This is a genomic window from Gemmiger gallinarum, assembly GCF_014982805.1.
GTDB lineage: Bacteria > Bacillota > Clostridia > Oscillospirales > Ruminococcaceae > Gemmiger > Gemmiger gallinarum.
Genome location: NZ_JADCKC010000002.1, coordinates 509,544 through 526,242 on the forward strand (window position 1 = coordinate 509,544; position 16,699 = coordinate 526,242).

At 63.6% G+C, this 16,699-nt stretch carries 15 protein-coding genes; 7 read left to right on the forward strand and 8 right to left on the reverse strand.

Annotated elements, in window-relative coordinates; all coding sequences use genetic code 11:
* Nucleotides 1-16 precede the first annotated feature (16 nt).
* On the reverse strand, nt 17-1,279 hold the full coding sequence (locus INF35_RS07975) for an L-cysteine desulfidase family protein (protein WP_193501291.1): 1,263 nt from the start codon (nt 1,277-1,279) through the stop codon (nt 17-19).
* 329 nt (nt 1,280-1,608) lie between these two features.
* Between INF35_RS07975 and INF35_RS07980 the strand changes: the two genes are divergently transcribed.
* Genes INF35_RS07980 through INF35_RS08000 form a run of 5 tightly spaced genes read left to right on the forward strand, consistent with a single transcriptional unit; the run spans nt 1,609 to nt 6,672 of the window.
* Complete coding sequence (locus tag INF35_RS07980) at nt 1,609-2,439, forward strand: cell division protein FtsQ (protein WP_193501293.1); 831 nt, start codon at nt 1,609-1,611, stop codon at nt 2,437-2,439.
* Between the two features lie 6 nt (nt 2,440-2,445).
* Nucleotides 2,446-4,149, forward strand: a complete 1,704-nt coding sequence (locus tag INF35_RS07985) for an ABC transporter ATP-binding protein (protein ID WP_193501295.1) — start codon at nt 2,446-2,448, stop codon at nt 4,147-4,149.
* Complete coding sequence (locus INF35_RS07990) at nt 4,146-4,973, forward strand: energy-coupling factor transporter transmembrane component T family protein (protein WP_193501297.1); 828 nt, start codon at nt 4,146-4,148, stop codon at nt 4,971-4,973. The genes INF35_RS07985 and INF35_RS07990 overlap by 4 nt, the downstream gene beginning before the upstream one ends.
* Before the next feature lie 16 nt (nt 4,974-4,989).
* Nucleotides 4,990-5,814, forward strand: coding sequence for a PHP-associated domain-containing protein (locus INF35_RS07995; RefSeq protein WP_193501299.1), 825 nt, complete (start codon nt 4,990-4,992; stop codon nt 5,812-5,814).
* 33 nt (nt 5,815-5,847) lie between these two features.
* A complete protein-coding gene (locus tag INF35_RS08000; RefSeq protein WP_193501301.1) occupies nt 5,848-6,672 on the forward strand; it encodes a MurR/RpiR family transcriptional regulator in 825 nt (274 codons plus the stop codon).
* Between the two features lie 62 nt (nt 6,673-6,734).
* Here INF35_RS08000 and INF35_RS08005 read toward each other — a convergent pair whose 3' ends face one another.
* The 4 genes from INF35_RS08005 to INF35_RS08020 form a co-directional block, all read right to left on the reverse strand.
* Nucleotides 6,735-8,084: a TolB-like translocation protein gene (locus INF35_RS08005; protein ID WP_193501303.1), complete on the reverse strand. Its 1,350-nt coding sequence runs from the start codon at nt 8,082-8,084 to the stop codon at nt 6,735-6,737.
* Nucleotides 8,085-8,149: 65 nt separating this feature from the next.
* The gene (locus INF35_RS08010; protein WP_193501305.1) at nt 8,150-8,899 is read right to left on the reverse strand and encodes a hypothetical protein; all 750 of its coding nucleotides are present in this window, start codon (nt 8,897-8,899) and stop codon (nt 8,150-8,152) included.
* Nucleotides 8,896-10,293: a sensor histidine kinase gene (locus INF35_RS14045; RefSeq protein WP_193501307.1), complete on the reverse strand. Its 1,398-nt coding sequence runs from the start codon at nt 10,291-10,293 to the stop codon at nt 8,896-8,898. Before INF35_RS14045 ends, INF35_RS08010 begins: the two co-directional genes overlap by 4 nt.
* Nucleotides 10,290-10,949, reverse strand: a complete 660-nt coding sequence (locus INF35_RS08020) for a response regulator transcription factor (RefSeq protein WP_193501309.1) — start codon at nt 10,947-10,949, stop codon at nt 10,290-10,292. Before INF35_RS08020 ends, INF35_RS14045 begins: the two co-directional genes overlap by 4 nt.
* Nucleotides 10,950-11,160: 211 nt before the next feature.
* Here INF35_RS08020 and INF35_RS08025 point away from each other — a divergent pair, with 211 nt between their 5' ends.
* Nucleotides 11,161-11,571, forward strand: coding sequence for a peptide deformylase (locus INF35_RS08025; RefSeq protein WP_193501311.1), 411 nt, complete (start codon nt 11,161-11,163; stop codon nt 11,569-11,571).
* A gap of 16 nt (nt 11,572-11,587) precedes the next feature.
* Nucleotides 11,588-11,902 (forward strand): TIGR04076 family protein, encoded by a 315-nt coding sequence (locus tag INF35_RS08030; protein WP_193501313.1) that lies wholly within the window; start codon nt 11,588-11,590, stop codon nt 11,900-11,902.
* Between the two features lie 102 nt (nt 11,903-12,004).
* Here INF35_RS08030 and INF35_RS08035 read toward each other — a convergent pair whose 3' ends face one another.
* The 3 genes from INF35_RS08035 to INF35_RS08045 form a co-directional block, all read right to left on the reverse strand.
* Nucleotides 12,005-14,374 (reverse strand): alpha-amylase family glycosyl hydrolase, encoded by a 2,370-nt coding sequence (locus tag INF35_RS08035; RefSeq protein WP_235983161.1) that lies wholly within the window; start codon nt 14,372-14,374, stop codon nt 12,005-12,007.
* Between the two features lie 32 nt (nt 14,375-14,406).
* Nucleotides 14,407-15,732 (reverse strand): glycoside hydrolase family 32 protein, encoded by a 1,326-nt coding sequence (locus INF35_RS08040; RefSeq protein ID WP_193501315.1) that lies wholly within the window; start codon nt 15,730-15,732, stop codon nt 14,407-14,409.
* 97 nt (nt 15,733-15,829) lie between these two features.
* Nucleotides 15,830-16,663 (reverse strand): MBL fold metallo-hydrolase, encoded by an 834-nt coding sequence (locus INF35_RS08045; RefSeq protein WP_193501317.1) that lies wholly within the window; start codon nt 16,661-16,663, stop codon nt 15,830-15,832.
* Between the last annotated feature and the right edge of the window lie 36 nt (nt 16,664-16,699).

The following is a 16,699-nucleotide window of genomic DNA, read 5'->3' on the forward strand; positions in this document are numbered from 1 at the left end:
GCTCCGGAAGGCCGCCTTACTGCAGCATCAGCCGAATGATTTCCCGGTCGGTTTCCCGCATGCCTTCCTTGCCGATGCGCCCCACACAGCTGATGGTCTCGTCCGCATCCTCCCGCAGAATGCCGTTGTGGGCGCCGTAGCTCCTGCCTGCCATGGCCAGATTGTGGGCCAGCACGGCGGCATCCAGGCTGGCGGCGATTTTGGCGGCGCAGCTGGCCTTGGCGCCGTCACAGATGATGCCGGGGATATTGGCCAGAGTATTGTCGATGGTCGCCTTGATCTGGTCCAGGGTGCCGCCCACCAGATAGGTGATGGCGGCGCCCGCCGCGCAGGAGGCCGACACCGCACCGCAGAAGGCGCTGAGCTTGCCGATGTACTCCTTCTGGTGGACGGTCAGCAGCCCTGAGAAGGCCAGTGCCCGATACAGTTTTTCCGCGGGCAGAAAGTGCTCCCGGGCGTAGACGATCACCGGCACCGAGGAGGCAATCCCCTGGTTGCCGCTGCCCGAGTTGATGATGACCGGCATGTCGCAGCCTGCCATGCGGGCTTCCGAGGCAGCCGCCGCATAGGCGCGCATCCGGGTGAATGTGCTGTCCGGATAGGCTGTGCGCAGCATCCGGCCGATGCCCACGCCGTAGTTGCCGCTCATTCCCTCATAGGCAATGTCCATATTGCAGCGGATCTGGCGCTCAAAGATGCGCCGGATCCTGTCCAGAGGGACTGTGTCGGCGTACTCCTTGATGGCATCGATGGTCAGCTTGCTGCGGTCGGTCTGAACGCCCTGCTGGCCGTCCCCGCCCGAAAAGACCGACCGGCCGTTTTTCAGGATGGAGACAATGTTGGTGTGGGCATAGCGCACCTCCACCGCCACGGTATCCGTCCCGTGAGAAAGTTCCACAATAAAGTGCAGCGGGATCTCGGAATCCAGAAATTCCACCCGGCATTGTCCGGCGGCAATGAAGTCCGCCGCCCGCTGACGGTCGGGACCGGTGACCGACTCCAGCACTTCCATCCGGCGGTCGGCATCCCCGCCGAAAGCGCCCAGGCAGACGGCGGCTTCAATGCCGGTCATTCCGCCGGAGTTGGGGATCTGCACGCAGCGCACGTTCTTGATCATGTTACCGCTGCATTTGGCCAGGATGCGGTCCGGCTCGGCGGCCAGCACCTCCCGGGCGCGGGCAGCGGCATAGGCCAGGGCAATGGGCTCGGTACAGCCCATCGCGGGGATCAGTTCTTCCGTCAGAATGGCGGTATACATTGCATAGAGTTCTTCCGTCATGATAAGCCCCTTTCCGAGAGGATGGTGTCCGGTCTCGTTCCAAAGTCTTTCAGCAGGCTGCTGCGCACGGCAGACCGGCCCTGCCCTCACTTCCCGGCCGGGAGCTGCCGTTGCGCCGAACCGGCCGGGAAAATCAGCATACTAAAAGGATGATACCATGTTCTGTGTTCAGTTGCAAAGGGGCCCCTGCAGGTCCCCACTTTACTGAAAATTAACTTTCATTTTACCGCATCAAGGTGGAGAAATTTTCACGCTCAGCTTACAATGAAACTGTTCCCGACAAGCGGGAATGCAAAACGGAGCAAACAAGATTGGGGAGGCAATCCACTATGAATCCGACGCAAAGCAAAATGAATCAGTCCCAGAAGCTGATGGTCTTTGTGCTGACCATGTCGCTGTACGGTCTGGCGACCCTGTTTACCGAGCTCATCCCGAAATTCCAGGTAGGCATCGTGGAATTCTCGGTGGAGTATTTCCTGTTCATTCCGCTGGTCCTGTCCATGCTGTTCGACCCGCTGTCCGCGGCGCTGGGCGCTGCCACCGGAGAGCTGGTGTTCAGCGAGATCATGCTGGGCCAGTTCGGCGGCCTGGGCGAGCTGGAAAAGTTCATCACCGTCACCATCGGCGTCTACCTGGCGGGCCGTCTGGTGCGCGATCCCCGCAACACCCGCATGGTGGGCATTGCGGCCATCCTGGGCACCGGCGCCCAGCTGCTCATGGGCACCATCGTGGACATCTGCAAGGTACAGTTTGCGGTGGAGGACTTTGAAGCCGTGGCCGGCCTGCCGGAGAGTGTCTTTGCCACCGAGGGCTTTGCCTTCCTCAACGACCTGCTGTTCTCGGGCATCCTGTTCTGCCTGCTGCCCACGCTGTACCTGGTCCCCAGGCTCTACGGCAAGATCGAGCCGCTGCTGGGCATGAGCCCCCGCACCCCGGAGACCGCTGCCCCCGCCCTCAGCGTCAGGACGCTGGCAGGCTGCGCCGTGGCCTTTGTCTGCGCCGTGGCGGCGGAAATGCTGGCCACCAGCGGTCTGGAACTCATCGACTGGGAAGCCTCCTGGGCGGAGAGCGGCACCGCCTTTGCGGTGGGCATGATCGTGGCCGCCCTGCTGGCCCTGGCCGTGCTGGTGCTCATGAAGAAAAAAGCTGAGGCGAAATAAGAGACTATGGCCATCATCGAGATCAGGGACCTTTGTTATACCTATCCCGGTGCGGCACAGCCTACATTGAATCATCTGGACCTTACGGTCGAGCAAGGGGATTTCCTCGCCATCGTTGGCAACAACGGGTGTGGGAAATCCACTTTGTGCAAGGTGCTCAACGGGCTGATCCCGCACTTCATCACGGGAACTTTCACCGGCTCGGTCAAAGTTGCCGGGCAGGATACCCTGCAAAGCGACGTGGGCGCCCTTGCCCGCAAGGTGGGGTATGTGTATCAGGATTTTGAAAACCAGATCGTCCGCCCCACCGTGCTGGACGACGCTTCCTACGCCTGCCTGAACTACGGCATGGAGGACTACCTGGCCCAGGGGCGGCAGGCTCTGGCCCGGTGCGGGCTGCAGGGCCGGGAGGAGGAATACGTCTGGCAGCTTTCCGGCGGGCAGACCCATCTGCTGGCTTTGGCGGGTGCGGTGGCCCTGGGGCCGGACATCCTGATCCTGGACGAGCCCATTGCCCAGCTGGACCCCGGCCACGCCGACCGCATCTACGGCGTGCTGCGGGAGCTGAACGAGAAATGGGGCAAGACCATTCTGGTCATTGAGCACCACACCGAGTACATCGCCGACTACTGCAAGCACGTCCTGCTTCTCAAAGAAGGTCAGGTGCGCTGGATGCTGCCCACCCGCCGGGCTCTTGCCCGGGTGGAGGAATTGCAGCAGAGCAACATCTTCCCGCCCCAGGTGACCCAGGCGGGCTATGCCTTGCAGCAGAAAGGTCTGCTGTCCCCGGAGCAGGAACTGCCCACCACGGTGGAGGAGGGCAAGGCAGCCTTTGCCTCCCTGCCCCGCCGGGACATTGACCGGGCTCTCCCCCATCCGGCGGAGCAGGGCCCCGAGTCCGCCGCCCTGCACGGGGTGACGGTCTCCTACCGCAGCGTCAAGGGCGCGCCCCGGGTAGTCTTTGAAGGGCTGGACCTGACCCTTTACAAAGGGGAGAAGATCGCCCTCATCGGGTCCAACGGCGCGGGCAAGTCCACCCTGATGAAGCTGCTGGTGGGGCTGCTCAAGCCCAACGAAGGCTCCGTCTCTCTGGACGGCACCCCGCTGCGGGACACCAAGCCGGAACAGCTTTCCCGCCGCATCTCCCTGGTCTACCAGAACCCCGAGGAAATGTTCATCAAGGACAGCATCGAGGCGGACATCGCCTACGCCATGCAAGTGCGCGGGGTGGAAAACTGGCCCGAAAAGACCAGGGCCCTGCTGGAACGGTTCCGGCTCACCGAGCTGGCCCACCGGGACGGACGGCTGCTGTCCGGCGGGCAGATGCGCCGGGCCAGCCTGGCCATCGGCGTGGCCCTGAACCCGGGCATCCTGCTGCTGGACGAGCCCACCGCCAATCTGGACATCGCCACCCGGCGGGAGATCCTGCGCACCCTCAACGATATGAAGGAGATCACCGACACGGTGCTCATCGCCACCCATGACATGCAGCTGGTCTGCGAATGGGCCCAGCGCATCATTGTGCTCTGCGGCGGCAAGGTGGTGGCGGACGGCACTCGGGACGAGATCTTCGGCAACACCGCCCTGGCGGCGCAGGTGGGCATCCGCCCGCCGGAGATCTTTGCCATGGGCCGCGCTCTGGACGATACTTCCCTGTGCTACACGGTGCCGGAATTCCTGCGGCAGTTTGAAGGAGAGAATGCGGTATGATGCAAAAACTGTCTGAAAACATCCTGGACAAATTTTCCATGGATTTCCTGCGCAATCAGGTGCTGAAAAACGCCTACGGCAACAACGATACCGTCATTGCCGCCCGGGACCCCCGGGTGCTGCTGGTGTGGTACCTGTTCTTCGGGCTGGTGCCCTGGTTCGTGCAGGACACCGCATTTCTGCTGGGCTGCTTTGTGCTGGTCATGATCACCACCCTGCTGGCCCGGGTGGCGGGGCTGGTGCTGCTGCTGTTCGGGGTAGGGGTCTTCTCTCAGACCGGATACCTGCTGCTGGTCACCTGGCTGTTCGGCGGCGACGCCTCCGCCATTGCGCCGCTGCTGGTGCTGACCCTCAAGGTCGCCACCATCTCCCTGGCATCGGTGACGGTGTTCTCCGGCCTGGACCCCGACCGTCTGGCCAACGGCCTGATGTGGTTCGGCTGCCCGGAACGGCTGTCCTTCTCCATCTCCTACGCCTACCGCATTCTGCCCATGCTCATGGAGGAGTTCCAGAACGTGCTGCTCAGCTACCGGCTGCGGGGCAATCCCCCCGCCCACGACACCTTCGCGGGCAAGGTCCGCTACCTGATCTATCAGGTCAAAATCATCATGTACGCCTTCTATCCGCTGATGCTCAACACTGCCAAGCGCAGCCGCACTACGGTGGAGGCGCTGGAGATCCGCGGCTATCGCTATGCCGCGCAGGACAAGGCGGTGCGCCGCATCAAGCTGGCGGGGCTGCATCTCACCTGGGACGACGGTATTTTTGCCGCGGTCTCGGTGCTGTGGGTGGCCGTCACGGTGCTGCTTTCCAACCTTGTGTAACAGGAGGAAGGAACCTATGTATCTGGATTTTCACACCCACGGCAAGCTGGCCAAAAAGCTGCCCTTTTCCCAGGAATACACCCACTGGCTGTTTGGGGAGGCCCGCTCCGCCGGGCTGGACGCCCTCTGCCTGACCGAGCATTTCAACACCTGGGGCTTTGCCGAGCTGTACAGCTATATCGCCTCCCATGCCGACCGGGAGGGCGACACCCTGGTCTTTGACGGGCTGCGCATCTTTCCCGGCATGGAGACTGACATCGCCGAGGGCGGGCATATCCTGTCGGTTGGCCCCATGGAGGCCATCCTGGAGCTGAACCGCCGTCTGGAGCCTTACAAGGCAAAGGACAGCTTTCTCCCCTTTGCGGAGCTGATGGACCTGTTTGACCAGTACCCTGTTTTTGTGGGCGGCGCCCATCCTTTCCGGGCGGGCGGACACATCCCCGAGCTGCCCGCCGACCAGCTCCTCCGGCTGGATTTTCTGGACATGAACGGCAAGGACCTGGCTGAGGACCGGGAGCGCACCCGCCGCCTGACCACCGGGCTGGGCAAGGCCCTGGGGCTGCCGGTGGTCAGCGGCAGCGACACCCATCAGGCCGTGCAGTACGGCTGCGTGCGCACCCGCTTTGCCCAGACCTTCAACACGGTGGAGGCCCTGCGCGGGGCGGTCAACGCGGGCGGGTACGAGATCTGCATCGCGGAGGATGCCTCCCGCCAGGTGGCCACCGCAGCCCTTTTGAAGCGGGCGCTCAAGGAGATCCACGCCCTGGGCGGCGACTATGTGTCGGTGCTGCTGGGCAGGGAGCCTGCCTGGACTGCCGTTGCCGCCGCTGCTGTGGTATAATAGGGAGAAAATCTCGTCCCTGGGAGTGTATCTATGCCGCTGCAATTTCCACAAAGTTCCGAAAACCTGACCCCCGCCGAGCGCCGCCTGCTGGAATTTATCGAGAGCCACCGGGAGGAATTTCTCTTCATGACCATCGGCCAGCTGTCGGCAGCTCTGGGTGTGTCGGAGGCCACCATTTCCCGGTTTGCCCGGCACCTGGGCTGTCAGGATTTCAAGCAGCTGAAAAATCTGGTGCTGGCCCAGAACCATCTGGAAGGCCCCGCGGGCAAACTGGCCCGCACCGTGCTGGCGGAAGGAGAATTTGACCCCCGCCGCTACCTGATGCAGCAGCAGGCCTGCCTGCAAAAGACCATGGAGGCCCTGGACCCCGCCGCCTTTGAGGAGGCGCTGGAAGCGCTGCTCTCCGCCCGACGGATCTTCATTCAGGCCAAAAGCGCCTCGGCGGCCATGGGACAGCTGTTGTTTTTCCGGCTGCGGCGTCTGGGTCTGCCGGTGGAGCTGCTGCCCGGCAGCGGCACCGAACTGCTGGAAGGCCTGGTCCAGGCGGGGGAACAGGACCTGGTGATCTTTTTCGGCTTTTCCAAGGTCTCGGCGGAAGGGCGGATGATCCTGCGCCGGGCCGAAACCGTCCGATACCGCACCCTATGCTTTACCGGGCGGCTGCATCCCCCCGCCGGGGAACGGGCCGACCTGAACCTGTATGTCTACCGCGGCGCCGAGAAGGAGTACCACTCCATGACCGCGGCCGCCGCCCTGGTAGACACTCTGGTGGTAGCTGCCTCCCAGCGGCTGGGCGCCGACGGCGCCGCCCGCCTGCAGGAGCTGCACCGGATGAAGCAGCAGTTCGGCAGATAAATCAGCAATATAGTCAGGGGCGCCCTTCTCACCGGCATTTCCGTGAGAGGGGCGCCCCTTTTTTACCAGATGGTTTCAATGTACTGGGTGTTGATCTCCCGGTAGGCGGGTTTGCCCGCCAGAAAATCGTTGAAGGCGATCAGAGCATACCGGCCCACCGCTGCACCGTTGGTGGTGGGGGTGCCGTCCTGCTGGATGTAGGTGACCTCCTTCATCTGCACCTCCATCTCCACCAGCAGGCTGTCCCCGCTGCGTCCCAGAATGGCCACCGGCTGTTCCTTGCCGTTGCTCTCATACCGCAGGGGGATCTCGGTCACCGAGCCGTCGGACAGGTCCACCCCATACCGGTGGAGCTGATTTTCCTTCCCCGTGATCTGCAGCAGGGCGTGGTTTTCCACCACCGTCTCCAGACGGCTCACCCCCGCCGTCTCGTTGGGGTCGTTTTCCACCTCCTGCCGCAGCTCCTCCGGCCAGGAGAGTTCCACCTCCCCGGTCTGCCCGTCCGCCGCCGTCCAGTGGAAGGCCTGGGGCAGCCGGTTCCAGCCGGTCTCGCACCAGTACAGCCTGCCGTCCTGCCAGAGCAGCACCCGGTCGTCGTTGTCCATGGTGACGTCCCAGCTGTCCAGCCCGGTCTCGGTCCCGTCGTCCATATTGTGCAGAAAGACCCGGCTGCTGCCCTTGCAGGAGGACAGATACTCGTGGCTCAGCCGATTGAGTTCCTCCCGGGAGGCATTGTCCGGCAGGACCGGCTGCTCGCCGCTTTCCTCATACCGGGTGGACTGGCAGACCAGGTCCCGGCCATCGACCCCGACGACATGGGCATCGTCCCAGTCAAAGAGAGGTTCTGCCTCCCCGCCGGACAAAGGCACGCGGCACAGCCGGGTGACGGTATTGTCCCCCTCCATGATCTGTATGGGGAAATAGAGATACTCGTCGTCGGCGCAGGTCAGCTCCCAGAAGTCCTCCCCCGTCTCTGCCCGGAACAATTCCCGGCGTTCTCCCCCGGCACTGTCCGCCAGATAGAGGATGCTCCCTCTGTCCGACTCCTGCCCCGGGGAGACGATGAAGGCCATCTTGCCGCCGTCCAGGGCATAGAGGGCGGAGACCACCTCACCCCCGGGGATATAGGCGGTGCAGCTGTCGCTGTCGTGGTTGCAGGAGGGCTGGGCGCAGAGGGCGGTGTCGCTGGCCGAGGCGTAGTCGATGTAGCAGAGGATGGTGTGGTCGTTGCGGTAGACGGTGCCGTAGCGTCCCGCCTCACTGCCCGTCTGCAGAAGGTACAGGTCGTGGGGGTCGGCCCTGACTTCCGTATTTCCGGCGGGCTCCGGCAGGCTTGCGGAGGCCGGGGCGCCGCATCCGGCCAGAGCGGCGGTCAGGGTCAGTGCCAGAATGAGGGCTGCTGTTTTTTTCATAGGATATCCCTTCCTTTCCCCCACAGGATACGATGCCGTTGTTTCCGAACCATTTCCGGCCGCCGTCAGGCGAGCCCTGCCGCAATGGCCTCCAGCTCTTCCGGCGGCAGAGAGACCGCCCCCAGGGCAAACCGTTCCTCCTCTACCGTACAGTAGAGGTAGATCTGCCCCTCCGCCGACCAGCAGACCGCGCTGTTTTCTCCCCGCCCGGCCTTCTGCCAGTCGGTGAGGCCGTCCAGCCCCAGATAGGCCCGGTACTGCTTGAGAATCCGCTCCGGGTCGGTTTTCTCCCCGTCGTCAGGGGCAGGGAGGGGCGCCGAGAGGATGCACACCGTCACCAGTCCTGTCTCCTCCTGCTGCTGCACCAGAACGCTCCTGGCATTGCCCGAAGCGTCATACCCCTGATAGCTCTTCTGCACAAAGCCCTTTTCCCGGCCGGTGTAGGCCAGGGCGCCGGGCAGGTCAAAAATGCTCCCCGCCGCCTCCCGGCAAAAGCCGGGCAGGACACCGGCATCCTCCAGCTCTCCCAGCGTCCCGGACAGGCTGCGGGCCTGCTCCGGCGTGGCGGCCTCCCCGGCCTGAGAAAAGTCCTCCCCGCCGGAAAGCACCCGGCTGCGGTAGAGGGCATAGACCAGGGGGATCTCCTGGGCCCGGGCGGAAAGCTGGCCCTCCATGACAGGCCGGGGAACGGTGCCGGACAGCAGTTTTGCATCTCCCAGCCGTGCCGCCCCCGCCGGCAGCAGAAGCATCAGCAGATACCCCAGGGCCAGCAGGGCTGCCGCCGCCGGGCCGGGCAGTTTTCTGGCAAATTTCATGGTTTTGCCTCCTTCAGGGTCACCCATACCCGGGTGCCCTCCCCTTCCCGGCTGTCCAGTTCCAGCGGACTGCCGTGGAGCCGGGCGATCATGGCGCAGATGCTCAGCCCCAGGCCGTTGCCGCCCTTTTCCCGGGCGCGGCTCTTGTCCACCCGGTAAAAGGGCTCGGTGATGTGGGGGAGTTCCTCCGCCGGGATACCTTTGCCGCGGTCCTCCACACAGAGGCGGATGCCTTCGTCACAGCGGTCACAGCGAACGGTGACGGTGTTGTCCTTAGGTTCGGCCGCCGCCGCGTTGAGCACCAGATTGCGCACCAGCGTTGCCAGCAATACCCGGTCGGCCTGCACCACCGCCTGCTGCTCCCCCTGCCATTCCAGGCGGAGGGGCCATTCCGGCAGGCTGCGGCGGACCTCCCCGTACACCGAAAAGACCGGCACCGGTTCCATCTGCAGCTCCCCCTTTTCCAGCCCCAGCAAAAGGAGCAGTTCCCGGCAGAGGGCTTCCAGCCGGGTGGATTCGTGATAGATGTAGTTGACCGCCCGAAGGCGGCGCTCGGGGGGCAGCTCGGCGGTGCGCAGCATGCCGGAATATCCCAGAATGGCGGTCATGGGGGTTTTCAGCTCATGGGTGAAGGCCGCCACAAAGCGCTTTTGCCGGTCGGTCTCCTGGCGCAGCAGGTCCATCTGGTCTTCCAGCGCCCCGGCCATCCGGTTGAAGGTATCCCCCAGCTGTTCCAGCTCATCCCGGGAGGCAATGTCCACCCAGGCGCCGGATTTTCCCTCCGACAGGGCGGTGCTTGCCTCCTCCAGCTGCCGCAGAGGGCGGGTCATCCGCCGGGAGGCCAGGGCGGCCGCCGCCCCGGTGAGGGCCATGGCCGCCAGCTGAAGCAGCAGCTGCTGGCCCAGCTGCCGGTCCCGCTCCCGGAACTGGGGGGTGACGTCATAGGCGCTGACCATCCAGAGCGGCCGGTCCAGCCCCCGCAGCGGGGTGGACAGCAGCAGAAAATACTGTCCCTCTCCCTGCAGGAAGGTTGCCTCGGTCTCCCCCGCCGCCAGAGCCTGCTGCTGGTCGGCATAGGAGATGCTGTGGGGCAGGTCGGAGTAGAGCACCGTGCCATTCTCCCCAAACAGGGAGAACATGGGGGCGCCCTCGGTGGTCAGGGCCCGCTGCTCCGCCTCGTAGCGCGCCGCCAGAATGGAGAGGCTTTCCTCCGTCTGTCCGGCAAAGGCGGTCTCCAGGGCATAGCGGTCGTAGAGCTGACGGCGGCTTCTCTGCCGCAGCAGGTCCTGCCGCACCCGGGCAAAATTCTGCTGGACCGTCCAGCTGCCGCCCAGAGACAGGGCCGCACACAGAAAGGTGGAGATGACCACCGTGAGTTTTGCTGCAAATTTCACCGTTCTGCCTCCAACAGATAGCCCACCTTGGGCACCGACCGCAGCTGATGCTCCCATCCCAGCTTTTTCCGCAGCCGGGAAATGTGGATGTCCAGGGTGCGGGTGGATGCCTCGCTGTCCAGCCCCCACACCCGCTCAAACAGGGTGTCCCGGTAGAGGACCATCCCCCGGTTGGTCACCAGCATCATGAGCAGGTCGAACTCCCGGGGCGTCAGGCCGATGGGCTTCCCGTCCCGGCTGGCGGTGCGCAGGTCGGGGTGGATCTCCACTCCCCACACTGTGAGGCTGCGGCTGCGCTTGCCCATGTGCCGCATGAGGCCGTCCACCCGGGCCAGCAGTTCCTCCGGGGCAAAGGGCTTGAGGATGTAGTCGTAGGCCCCGGCCTTGAGCCCCCGCACCAGGTCCTCCACCGAGGACCTGGCCGTGAGAAAGATCACCGGCGTGCCGGTGGGGCGGATGTAGTCCATGAGGGCAAAGCCGTCGATGCCGGGCAGCATGACGTCCAGCAGGATCAGGTCAAAGGTCTGCTCTTCGATGCAGGTGGCCGCCTCCTCCCCGTCAAAGGCCTTGACGCAGGGATAGTCCAGCCGGGCCAGCGTATCTTCAATGAGATCGGCAATGGCCGCCTCGTCCTCCACGATGAGTACCGGATACATGCGTTTTTCCCCTTCTGTTCTTTATCTTTTCAGCATACCGGACAGGTGTTTCCAAAGTGTTTCGGGCCGTGCGCCTGCCCTTCACGGGAGCAAAAAGCCGGTCCTCCGGGCTGAACCGGGTTATTCTTTCCTGTATGTTTTCCGTTTGAAAAATCGTCTCATCCATGCCATAATGGGTATCAGAATTTCCATCCGGGAAGGAGTCTTTTTCATGATCCGGGACATCTGCAGGGACGTGCTGTTTCTGGCGCGGAAATCCCAGCCCGCCGGGCCGGAAGATCTGTCTGTAGCCGCCGACCTTCTGGACACCCTTACCGCCCACGCAGACGGCTGTGTGGGCATGGCCGCCAACATGATCGGCGTTTCCAAATGCATCATCGCCTTTGAGGATGCGGGCGAATATCGGGTGCTTTTCAACCCCCGGATCGTAAAAAGATCCGGTCCCTATGAGGCGGAGGAGGGCTGCCTCTCCCTCACCGGCACCCGCCGGACCAAACGCTGGCAGAGCATCAAGGTGCGGTATCAGGACGAGCAGTTCCGGGAGCGGTTCCGCACCTGGACGGGGTGGACGGCCCAGATCATCCAGCACGAGATCGACCACTGCAACGGCATCCTGATCTGAGGGGGAGAACGCTTCCATGAAAAAATGCCGCATCACGGTGCTGCGCACAGCCCGCTACGACGACCTGATCGCCCAATATGAAAACCCCATCCCCCATCCCTGCGACATGGAGGTGGGGCAGGTGTTCATCGCCGAGGGCTGGCAGAAACCGGAAGGCTTCTGCCAGAGCGCCTGGGACACCCTCTCCCCTTTTGTGCTGGCTTTGAGCCACGGCGGGGAGAACTTCTATGACGGATGGATGAAGAATCCCCGTTCCGCCATGCTTTCCTGCAACGACGGCTTTCGCCCGGTGACCTTTCTTGTGGAGGCGCTGGAGGAAGACGCCCGCTGAATACCGAAAGACACCGGCCTCCATGAGCTTTATCCAAAAAGGCGTACCCCAAAATCGGGGTACGCCTTTTTGCGTTATCGGTTTTCTTCCGTAAAAGAGGGATCAATTTTCCTCGGTGTGCAGGAACCAGGCAAAGCCATAGGGATAGAGTTCCACGTCGTTCAGGTCGTCCCGGTGACCGCCGTACATCAGCTCGTCGTAGGGGCCCTTCTCCCAGGAGGAGACATGGACAAACTCGGGGCTGAAGTTGAAGAAGGCCATGAGCTTGCGGCCCTGGTACCAGCGGCCCACACCCAGCACATGGCTGCTGCCGGTGTCGAAGGTCCAGACATCGGCCTGGGCGTCAAAGGCTTTTTCCTCGGCGCGGATGGTCTCCAGACGGCGCAGGCCCTCAAACTGTTTGCCCTGGCGGGTGGTGGTGTCGTGGCGCAGCTCGGCCAGATCCCACTGGAAGTTGCCGCGGTGGATGTAGCGGCTGTCGTCGGCCTTCTCGGGGTCGTCGTGGTAGGTGTAGTCGTTGAGCTGGCCGATCTCGTCGCCGCTGTACAGCACGGGAATGCCGCTCTGGGTCAGCATCCAGGCATGGAGCATGAGGTCACAGGAGATGGCCCGCTCCATCTTGAAGGGGTCCTTCTCATAGTCGGCCGCTTCCACGCCGCACAGGGAGGCCGTGGTGCCGCACAGCCGGGCATCGCCCAGACGGGGATCGTCGTTGTACAGCTCGCCCCGGCTGTCGCTTCCCGGCCATTTGCCGGTGAACCAGTCGTTGAGGTACTTTTTGTGTGCCACCTCGTTGGTGCCGAAGCGGGCGCCCAGCCAGGGGTAATCCAGGCCCCAGCCGATATCATCGTGGCAGCGCAGATAGTTGAGGAAGAGGAAGTCCCGGGGCAGGGCACAGACGGTGTCCATCTGGTGGCGCAGCAGCGAGACATCCGCCGTGGCCAGAGAGTTCCAGGTAGTGGCCATGGTGGTGACATTGTAGAGCATGTGGCATTCGGGCTTTTCGGGGGTGCCGAAGTAAGGCACCACCTTGGCGGGCTCCATGACCACCTCGCCCAGCAGCAGCACGCTGGGGCAGACGATCTCACAGACCATGCGCATCATGCGCACCAGGGTATGCACCTGGGGCAGGTTGCGGCAGGAGGTGCCCAGTTCCTTCCAGATGTAGGGCACCGCATCCAGCCGGATCACGTCAATGCCCCTGTTGGTGAGGTAGAGCAGGTTTTCGGTCATGTCGTTGAAAACCACGGGGTTGGCGTAGTTCAGGTCCCACTGATAGGGGTAGAAGTTGGTCATGACCACCTGCTGGCAGTCATCCAGCCAGGTGAAGCTGCCCGGCGCCGTGGTGGGGAAGACCTGGGGCACCGTCTTTTCAAACTCGTTGGGAATGTCCCAGTTGTCGTAGAAGAAGTACCGCTCCCGGTAGCCGGGCTCTCCGGCCCGGGCCTTTTTCGCCCACTCGTGGTCCTCGCTGGTGTGGTTCATGACAAAGTCCAGGCAGAGGCTCATGCCCTTTTCCCGGCAGGCGTCGGCCAGATGCTCCAGGTCGTCCATGGTGCCCAGTTCCGGCTCCACCGTGCGGAAGTCCGCCACCGCATAGCCGCCGTCGCTGCGGCCCTTGGGGCTCTGAAGCAGGGGCATGAGATGCAGGTAGTTGACGCCGCATTCCTGAATGTAGGGCAGCTTTTCCTCCACGCCCTTGAGGTTGCCCGCAAAGGCGTTGGTGTACATCATCATACCCAGCAGATCGCTGCGGCGGTACCAGTCGGGATTGGCCTCCCGGGCGGCATCCTGGGCGCGCAGAGCGGGCTTGCGGTCGGCCCAGGCCCGGCGCAGCATGTCCACGCAGTAATCAAAAGCCTGCATGTCGCCGTGATAGAGCTCGCAGTACAGCCATTTCAGCTCGTCATAGTGCCGGGCCAGACGGCGCTCAAAGGCGGCATCGTCGCTCTCGGCCGGGGCCTTGTCGGCCTTGACCTCCGCCTTGGGGGCCTCCTTCACCGGGGCAGGGGCCGCCTTGAGCTTTTCCGGCACGGGGGCGGCTTTCAGCTTCTCCTTGACAGGGGCAGCCTTGAGCTTTTCCGGTGCCGGGGCAGCCTTGAGCTTTTCCTTCACCGGTGCGGCCTTCAGCTGGCCGGGAGCCGTCTTGACCTCCGCTTTCACCGGTTCAGCCTTGGGGGCCTCTTTCACCGGGGCGGGCTCTGCCTTGGGGGCAGGGGCGGCCTTGGCTTCCGCCTTGACCGGCTCGGCCTTGGGGGTTTCTTTCACCGGGGCGGGCTCTGCCTTGGGGGCAGAGGCCGACTTGGCTTCCGCCTTGACCGGCTCGGCCTTGGGGGCTTCCTTCACCGGGGCAGGCTCCGCCTTGGGGGCGGCTTCCGCCTGTTTGGCCGCCGCGGGGGCGGCAGCCGGCTTCACCGCATTGGCAGCGGCCTTGGCGGCTTTGGCAGGCTTTTTCTTCTTTCGGCTTTGCATGGTGGTTCCTCCTTGTTTTTCCGCTCCTGCTCTCATTCGACGGTAGACAGGGCGGCAAAGTTTCCTTCCAGCGTCTGTCCCAGCCCGTACACAATCTGGCTGAGAACATACCGGCCTTCGTTGACAAAAATTTCGATGAGGTTTTCCTCTGCATATATGTCCAGAGCGCAGCCTTCCTCCTCCAGCCGCGGGGTCTGCGCCGTCAGGCGGCAGCCCTGCAGACCGGCAAAGACTTCACTCCGGTCGGTCTCGATGCGGCCGTCCCGCATCCGGATGCGGTATCCGCCCACATTCCAGACCTCCCCCTCCCCTATGGTCCCCTGCAGCCGGACCGGCCGGTGCTCTCTCAGCGGCGACAGGTCCTTTGCGGGGCGGTCAAAGCAGGCGGTCACGGCGGGATGCACCGGGAAGCAGACCTTCCCGTCCCGCAGTTCCACCAGCCGGGGCAGCGACATCATGCCGCACCAGTCGGCGCGGCTGCCGGTGGGGTCGGTGACCGGCCGGGGCATGCGCATCCAGCCCAGCCACACCCGGCGGCCTTCCCGGTCCAGGGTGCTCTGGGGAGCGTAGAGGTCCAGCCCCCAGTCCAGAACTTGCATCTTTTCCCGCAGGGTGACCCGGCAGGTGCCGGGGTCAAAGTCGGCGCGGGCAAACATGGCCTGGTCGGGGTATTTCAGCCCGTCCGCCGTCACCCCCATGGGACAGCCGAACAGCAGCATGCCGTCGTCCAGAGGCATGAGGTCGGGGCATTCCAACGTGGTGCCGAAGGCCGGGTCGGTGCACTGGCCGCCGCAGCGCCAGTTCAGACCATCGTCGCTGCGCCAGACCAGCAGGCGGCCGGTGCCCTCCCGGGTACTGCCCAGCACCATGTACCAGGCATCCCCCTGCCGCCACACCTTGGGGTCACGGGTATTTTTGGGGTCTCCCTCCCGGGGATCGGTGAGGGTGGGGATGATCTGCCGCTTGGCGTTCCAGTTGTCGAAATGGACGCCATCCTCCGAGACAAGCATGGCCTGGCTGGCGGTAAAGCGATCCTCCCGGGCATGGTGGATATTCTCGGGGTCCTGCTCCTGATAACGGATGGCAGTATAGTAGAGAAACAGCCGTCCGTCCTGTTCCACGGCGCTTCCCGAGAACACTCCATTACGATCATAATACTTACTGGGAAAGAGAGCAACCCCTTTATGCTCCCAATGTACAAGATCGCTGCTCACGGCATGGCCCCAGTGCATGGTCCCCCAGCACGGCGCATAGGGAAAATGCTGATAAAACAGGTGATACTGTCCCCGGTAAAAGATGAATCCGTTGGGGTCGTTGATCCAGTTGCCGGGGGCTCTCAGATGCAGATAGTCCTTCATGGGGCAGATCCCTCCAAACCGTTCCGGTGTCCGCAGATGCCGGGACAGGCCTTTCGCCCCGTGGAAAAAACCGCGGGGCGAAAGCCGTTTTCAAGTGTCAGAATTCGATTTCCATGCCGTCGTAGGCCACATGGATGCCGCGCTGGGCACCCCAGGCTTCCAGCTGATCGTGGGTCATCTCGCCGTTGTGGCTGAAATGGTTGATGACCTTGACGGTGTGGTCATCGGTGCAGCCCAGCTCGGCCAGTTTGGCGAACATGATCTCGTCGTCGGCCAGGCCCATGTGGTAGCCGTCGATGCGCTTGGTGCCCATGGTGGCGTCCAGGCTGACCAGGTCGTAGTGCTCGGCGGCAATGAGCTTCCAGGCTTCCTCGCTCAGGTTGAGGCCGGTGTCGTGGCCGTAGAAGAAGGTCTTGCCGTCCTTTTTGCAGATGTAGACCAGGCACTCCTCCCGCTTGTCGTGGTCGGCGGGGACGGCGATGATCTCCCAGCCGTGGGACTGGATGCGGTCACCCCCGTGGGTGACGTGGAAGTGCACCACATCCCCGATGGGATGGGGCTTGAACCGGTCCACCAGAATGTGGGCGTCAAAGGCGTCCTTCACCGCCTGGTTGCCGTAGACATCCAGCACGCCGGTCACTCCGTGGCCGAAGTGCTCGTGGCGGTGGATCAAATCGGTGGGGAACCAGTGATCCATATGGCTGTGGGTCACCAGCAGCGTCTGGATCCTGGCCAGCTCCAGCCCGTACTTGAGGGCATGGCAGTAGGTGTCGGGAGGAAAATCCAGCAGCAGCTCCCCGTCCACAATGGCCTGGGTGCGGGTGCGCAGATTTTTGCCGCCCTCCGCCCGGGCTTTGGTGCAGATGGGGCAGGAGCAGAACAGCGCAGGCCAGCCTTCGGCGGCGGCCGTGCCCAAATAGCGAATCTTCAAGGTGTTTGCCTCCTTGTATCAGCGCCGCCCGGCCGC

Excerpts from the sequence above, each read along its gene's own strand:
- INF35_RS08020 (WP_193501309.1), bottom strand. The coding sequence starts at position 10,949 with ATGTATCCGGTACTCATCGTGGAGGACGAGGCGGCCATTGCCGATCTC.
- INF35_RS07985 (WP_193501295.1), top strand. The coding sequence starts at position 2,446 with ATGGCCATCATCGAGATCAGGGACCTTTGTTATACCTATCCCGGTGCG.
- INF35_RS08030 (WP_193501313.1), top strand. The coding sequence starts at position 11,588 with ATGAAAAAATGCCGCATCACGGTGCTGCGCACAGCCCGCTACGACGAC.
- INF35_RS08000 (WP_193501301.1), top strand. The coding sequence starts at position 5,848 with ATGCCGCTGCAATTTCCACAAAGTTCCGAAAACCTGACCCCCGCCGAG.
- INF35_RS07990 (WP_193501297.1), top strand. The coding sequence starts at position 4,146 with ATGATGCAAAAACTGTCTGAAAACATCCTGGACAAATTTTCCATGGAT.
- INF35_RS08005 (WP_193501303.1), bottom strand. The coding sequence starts at position 8,084 with ATGAAAAAAACAGCAGCCCTCATTCTGGCACTGACCCTGACCGCCGCT.
- INF35_RS07980 (WP_193501293.1), top strand. The coding sequence starts at position 1,609 with ATGAATCCGACGCAAAGCAAAATGAATCAGTCCCAGAAGCTGATGGTC.
- INF35_RS08035 (WP_235983161.1), bottom strand. The coding sequence starts at position 14,374 with ATGCAAAGCCGAAAGAAGAAAAAGCCTGCCAAAGCCGCCAAGGCCGCT.
- INF35_RS07995 (WP_193501299.1), top strand. The coding sequence starts at position 4,990 with ATGTATCTGGATTTTCACACCCACGGCAAGCTGGCCAAAAAGCTGCCC.
- INF35_RS07975 (WP_193501291.1), bottom strand. The coding sequence starts at position 1,279 with ATGACGGAAGAACTCTATGCAATGTATACCGCCATTCTGACGGAAGAA.
- INF35_RS08010 (WP_193501305.1), bottom strand. The coding sequence starts at position 8,899 with ATGAAATTTGCCAGAAAACTGCCCGGCCCGGCGGCGGCAGCCCTGCTG.
- INF35_RS08040 (WP_193501315.1), bottom strand. The coding sequence starts at position 15,732 with ATGAAGGACTATCTGCATCTGAGAGCCCCCGGCAACTGGATCAACGAC.
- INF35_RS08025 (WP_193501311.1), top strand. The coding sequence starts at position 11,161 with ATGATCCGGGACATCTGCAGGGACGTGCTGTTTCTGGCGCGGAAATCC.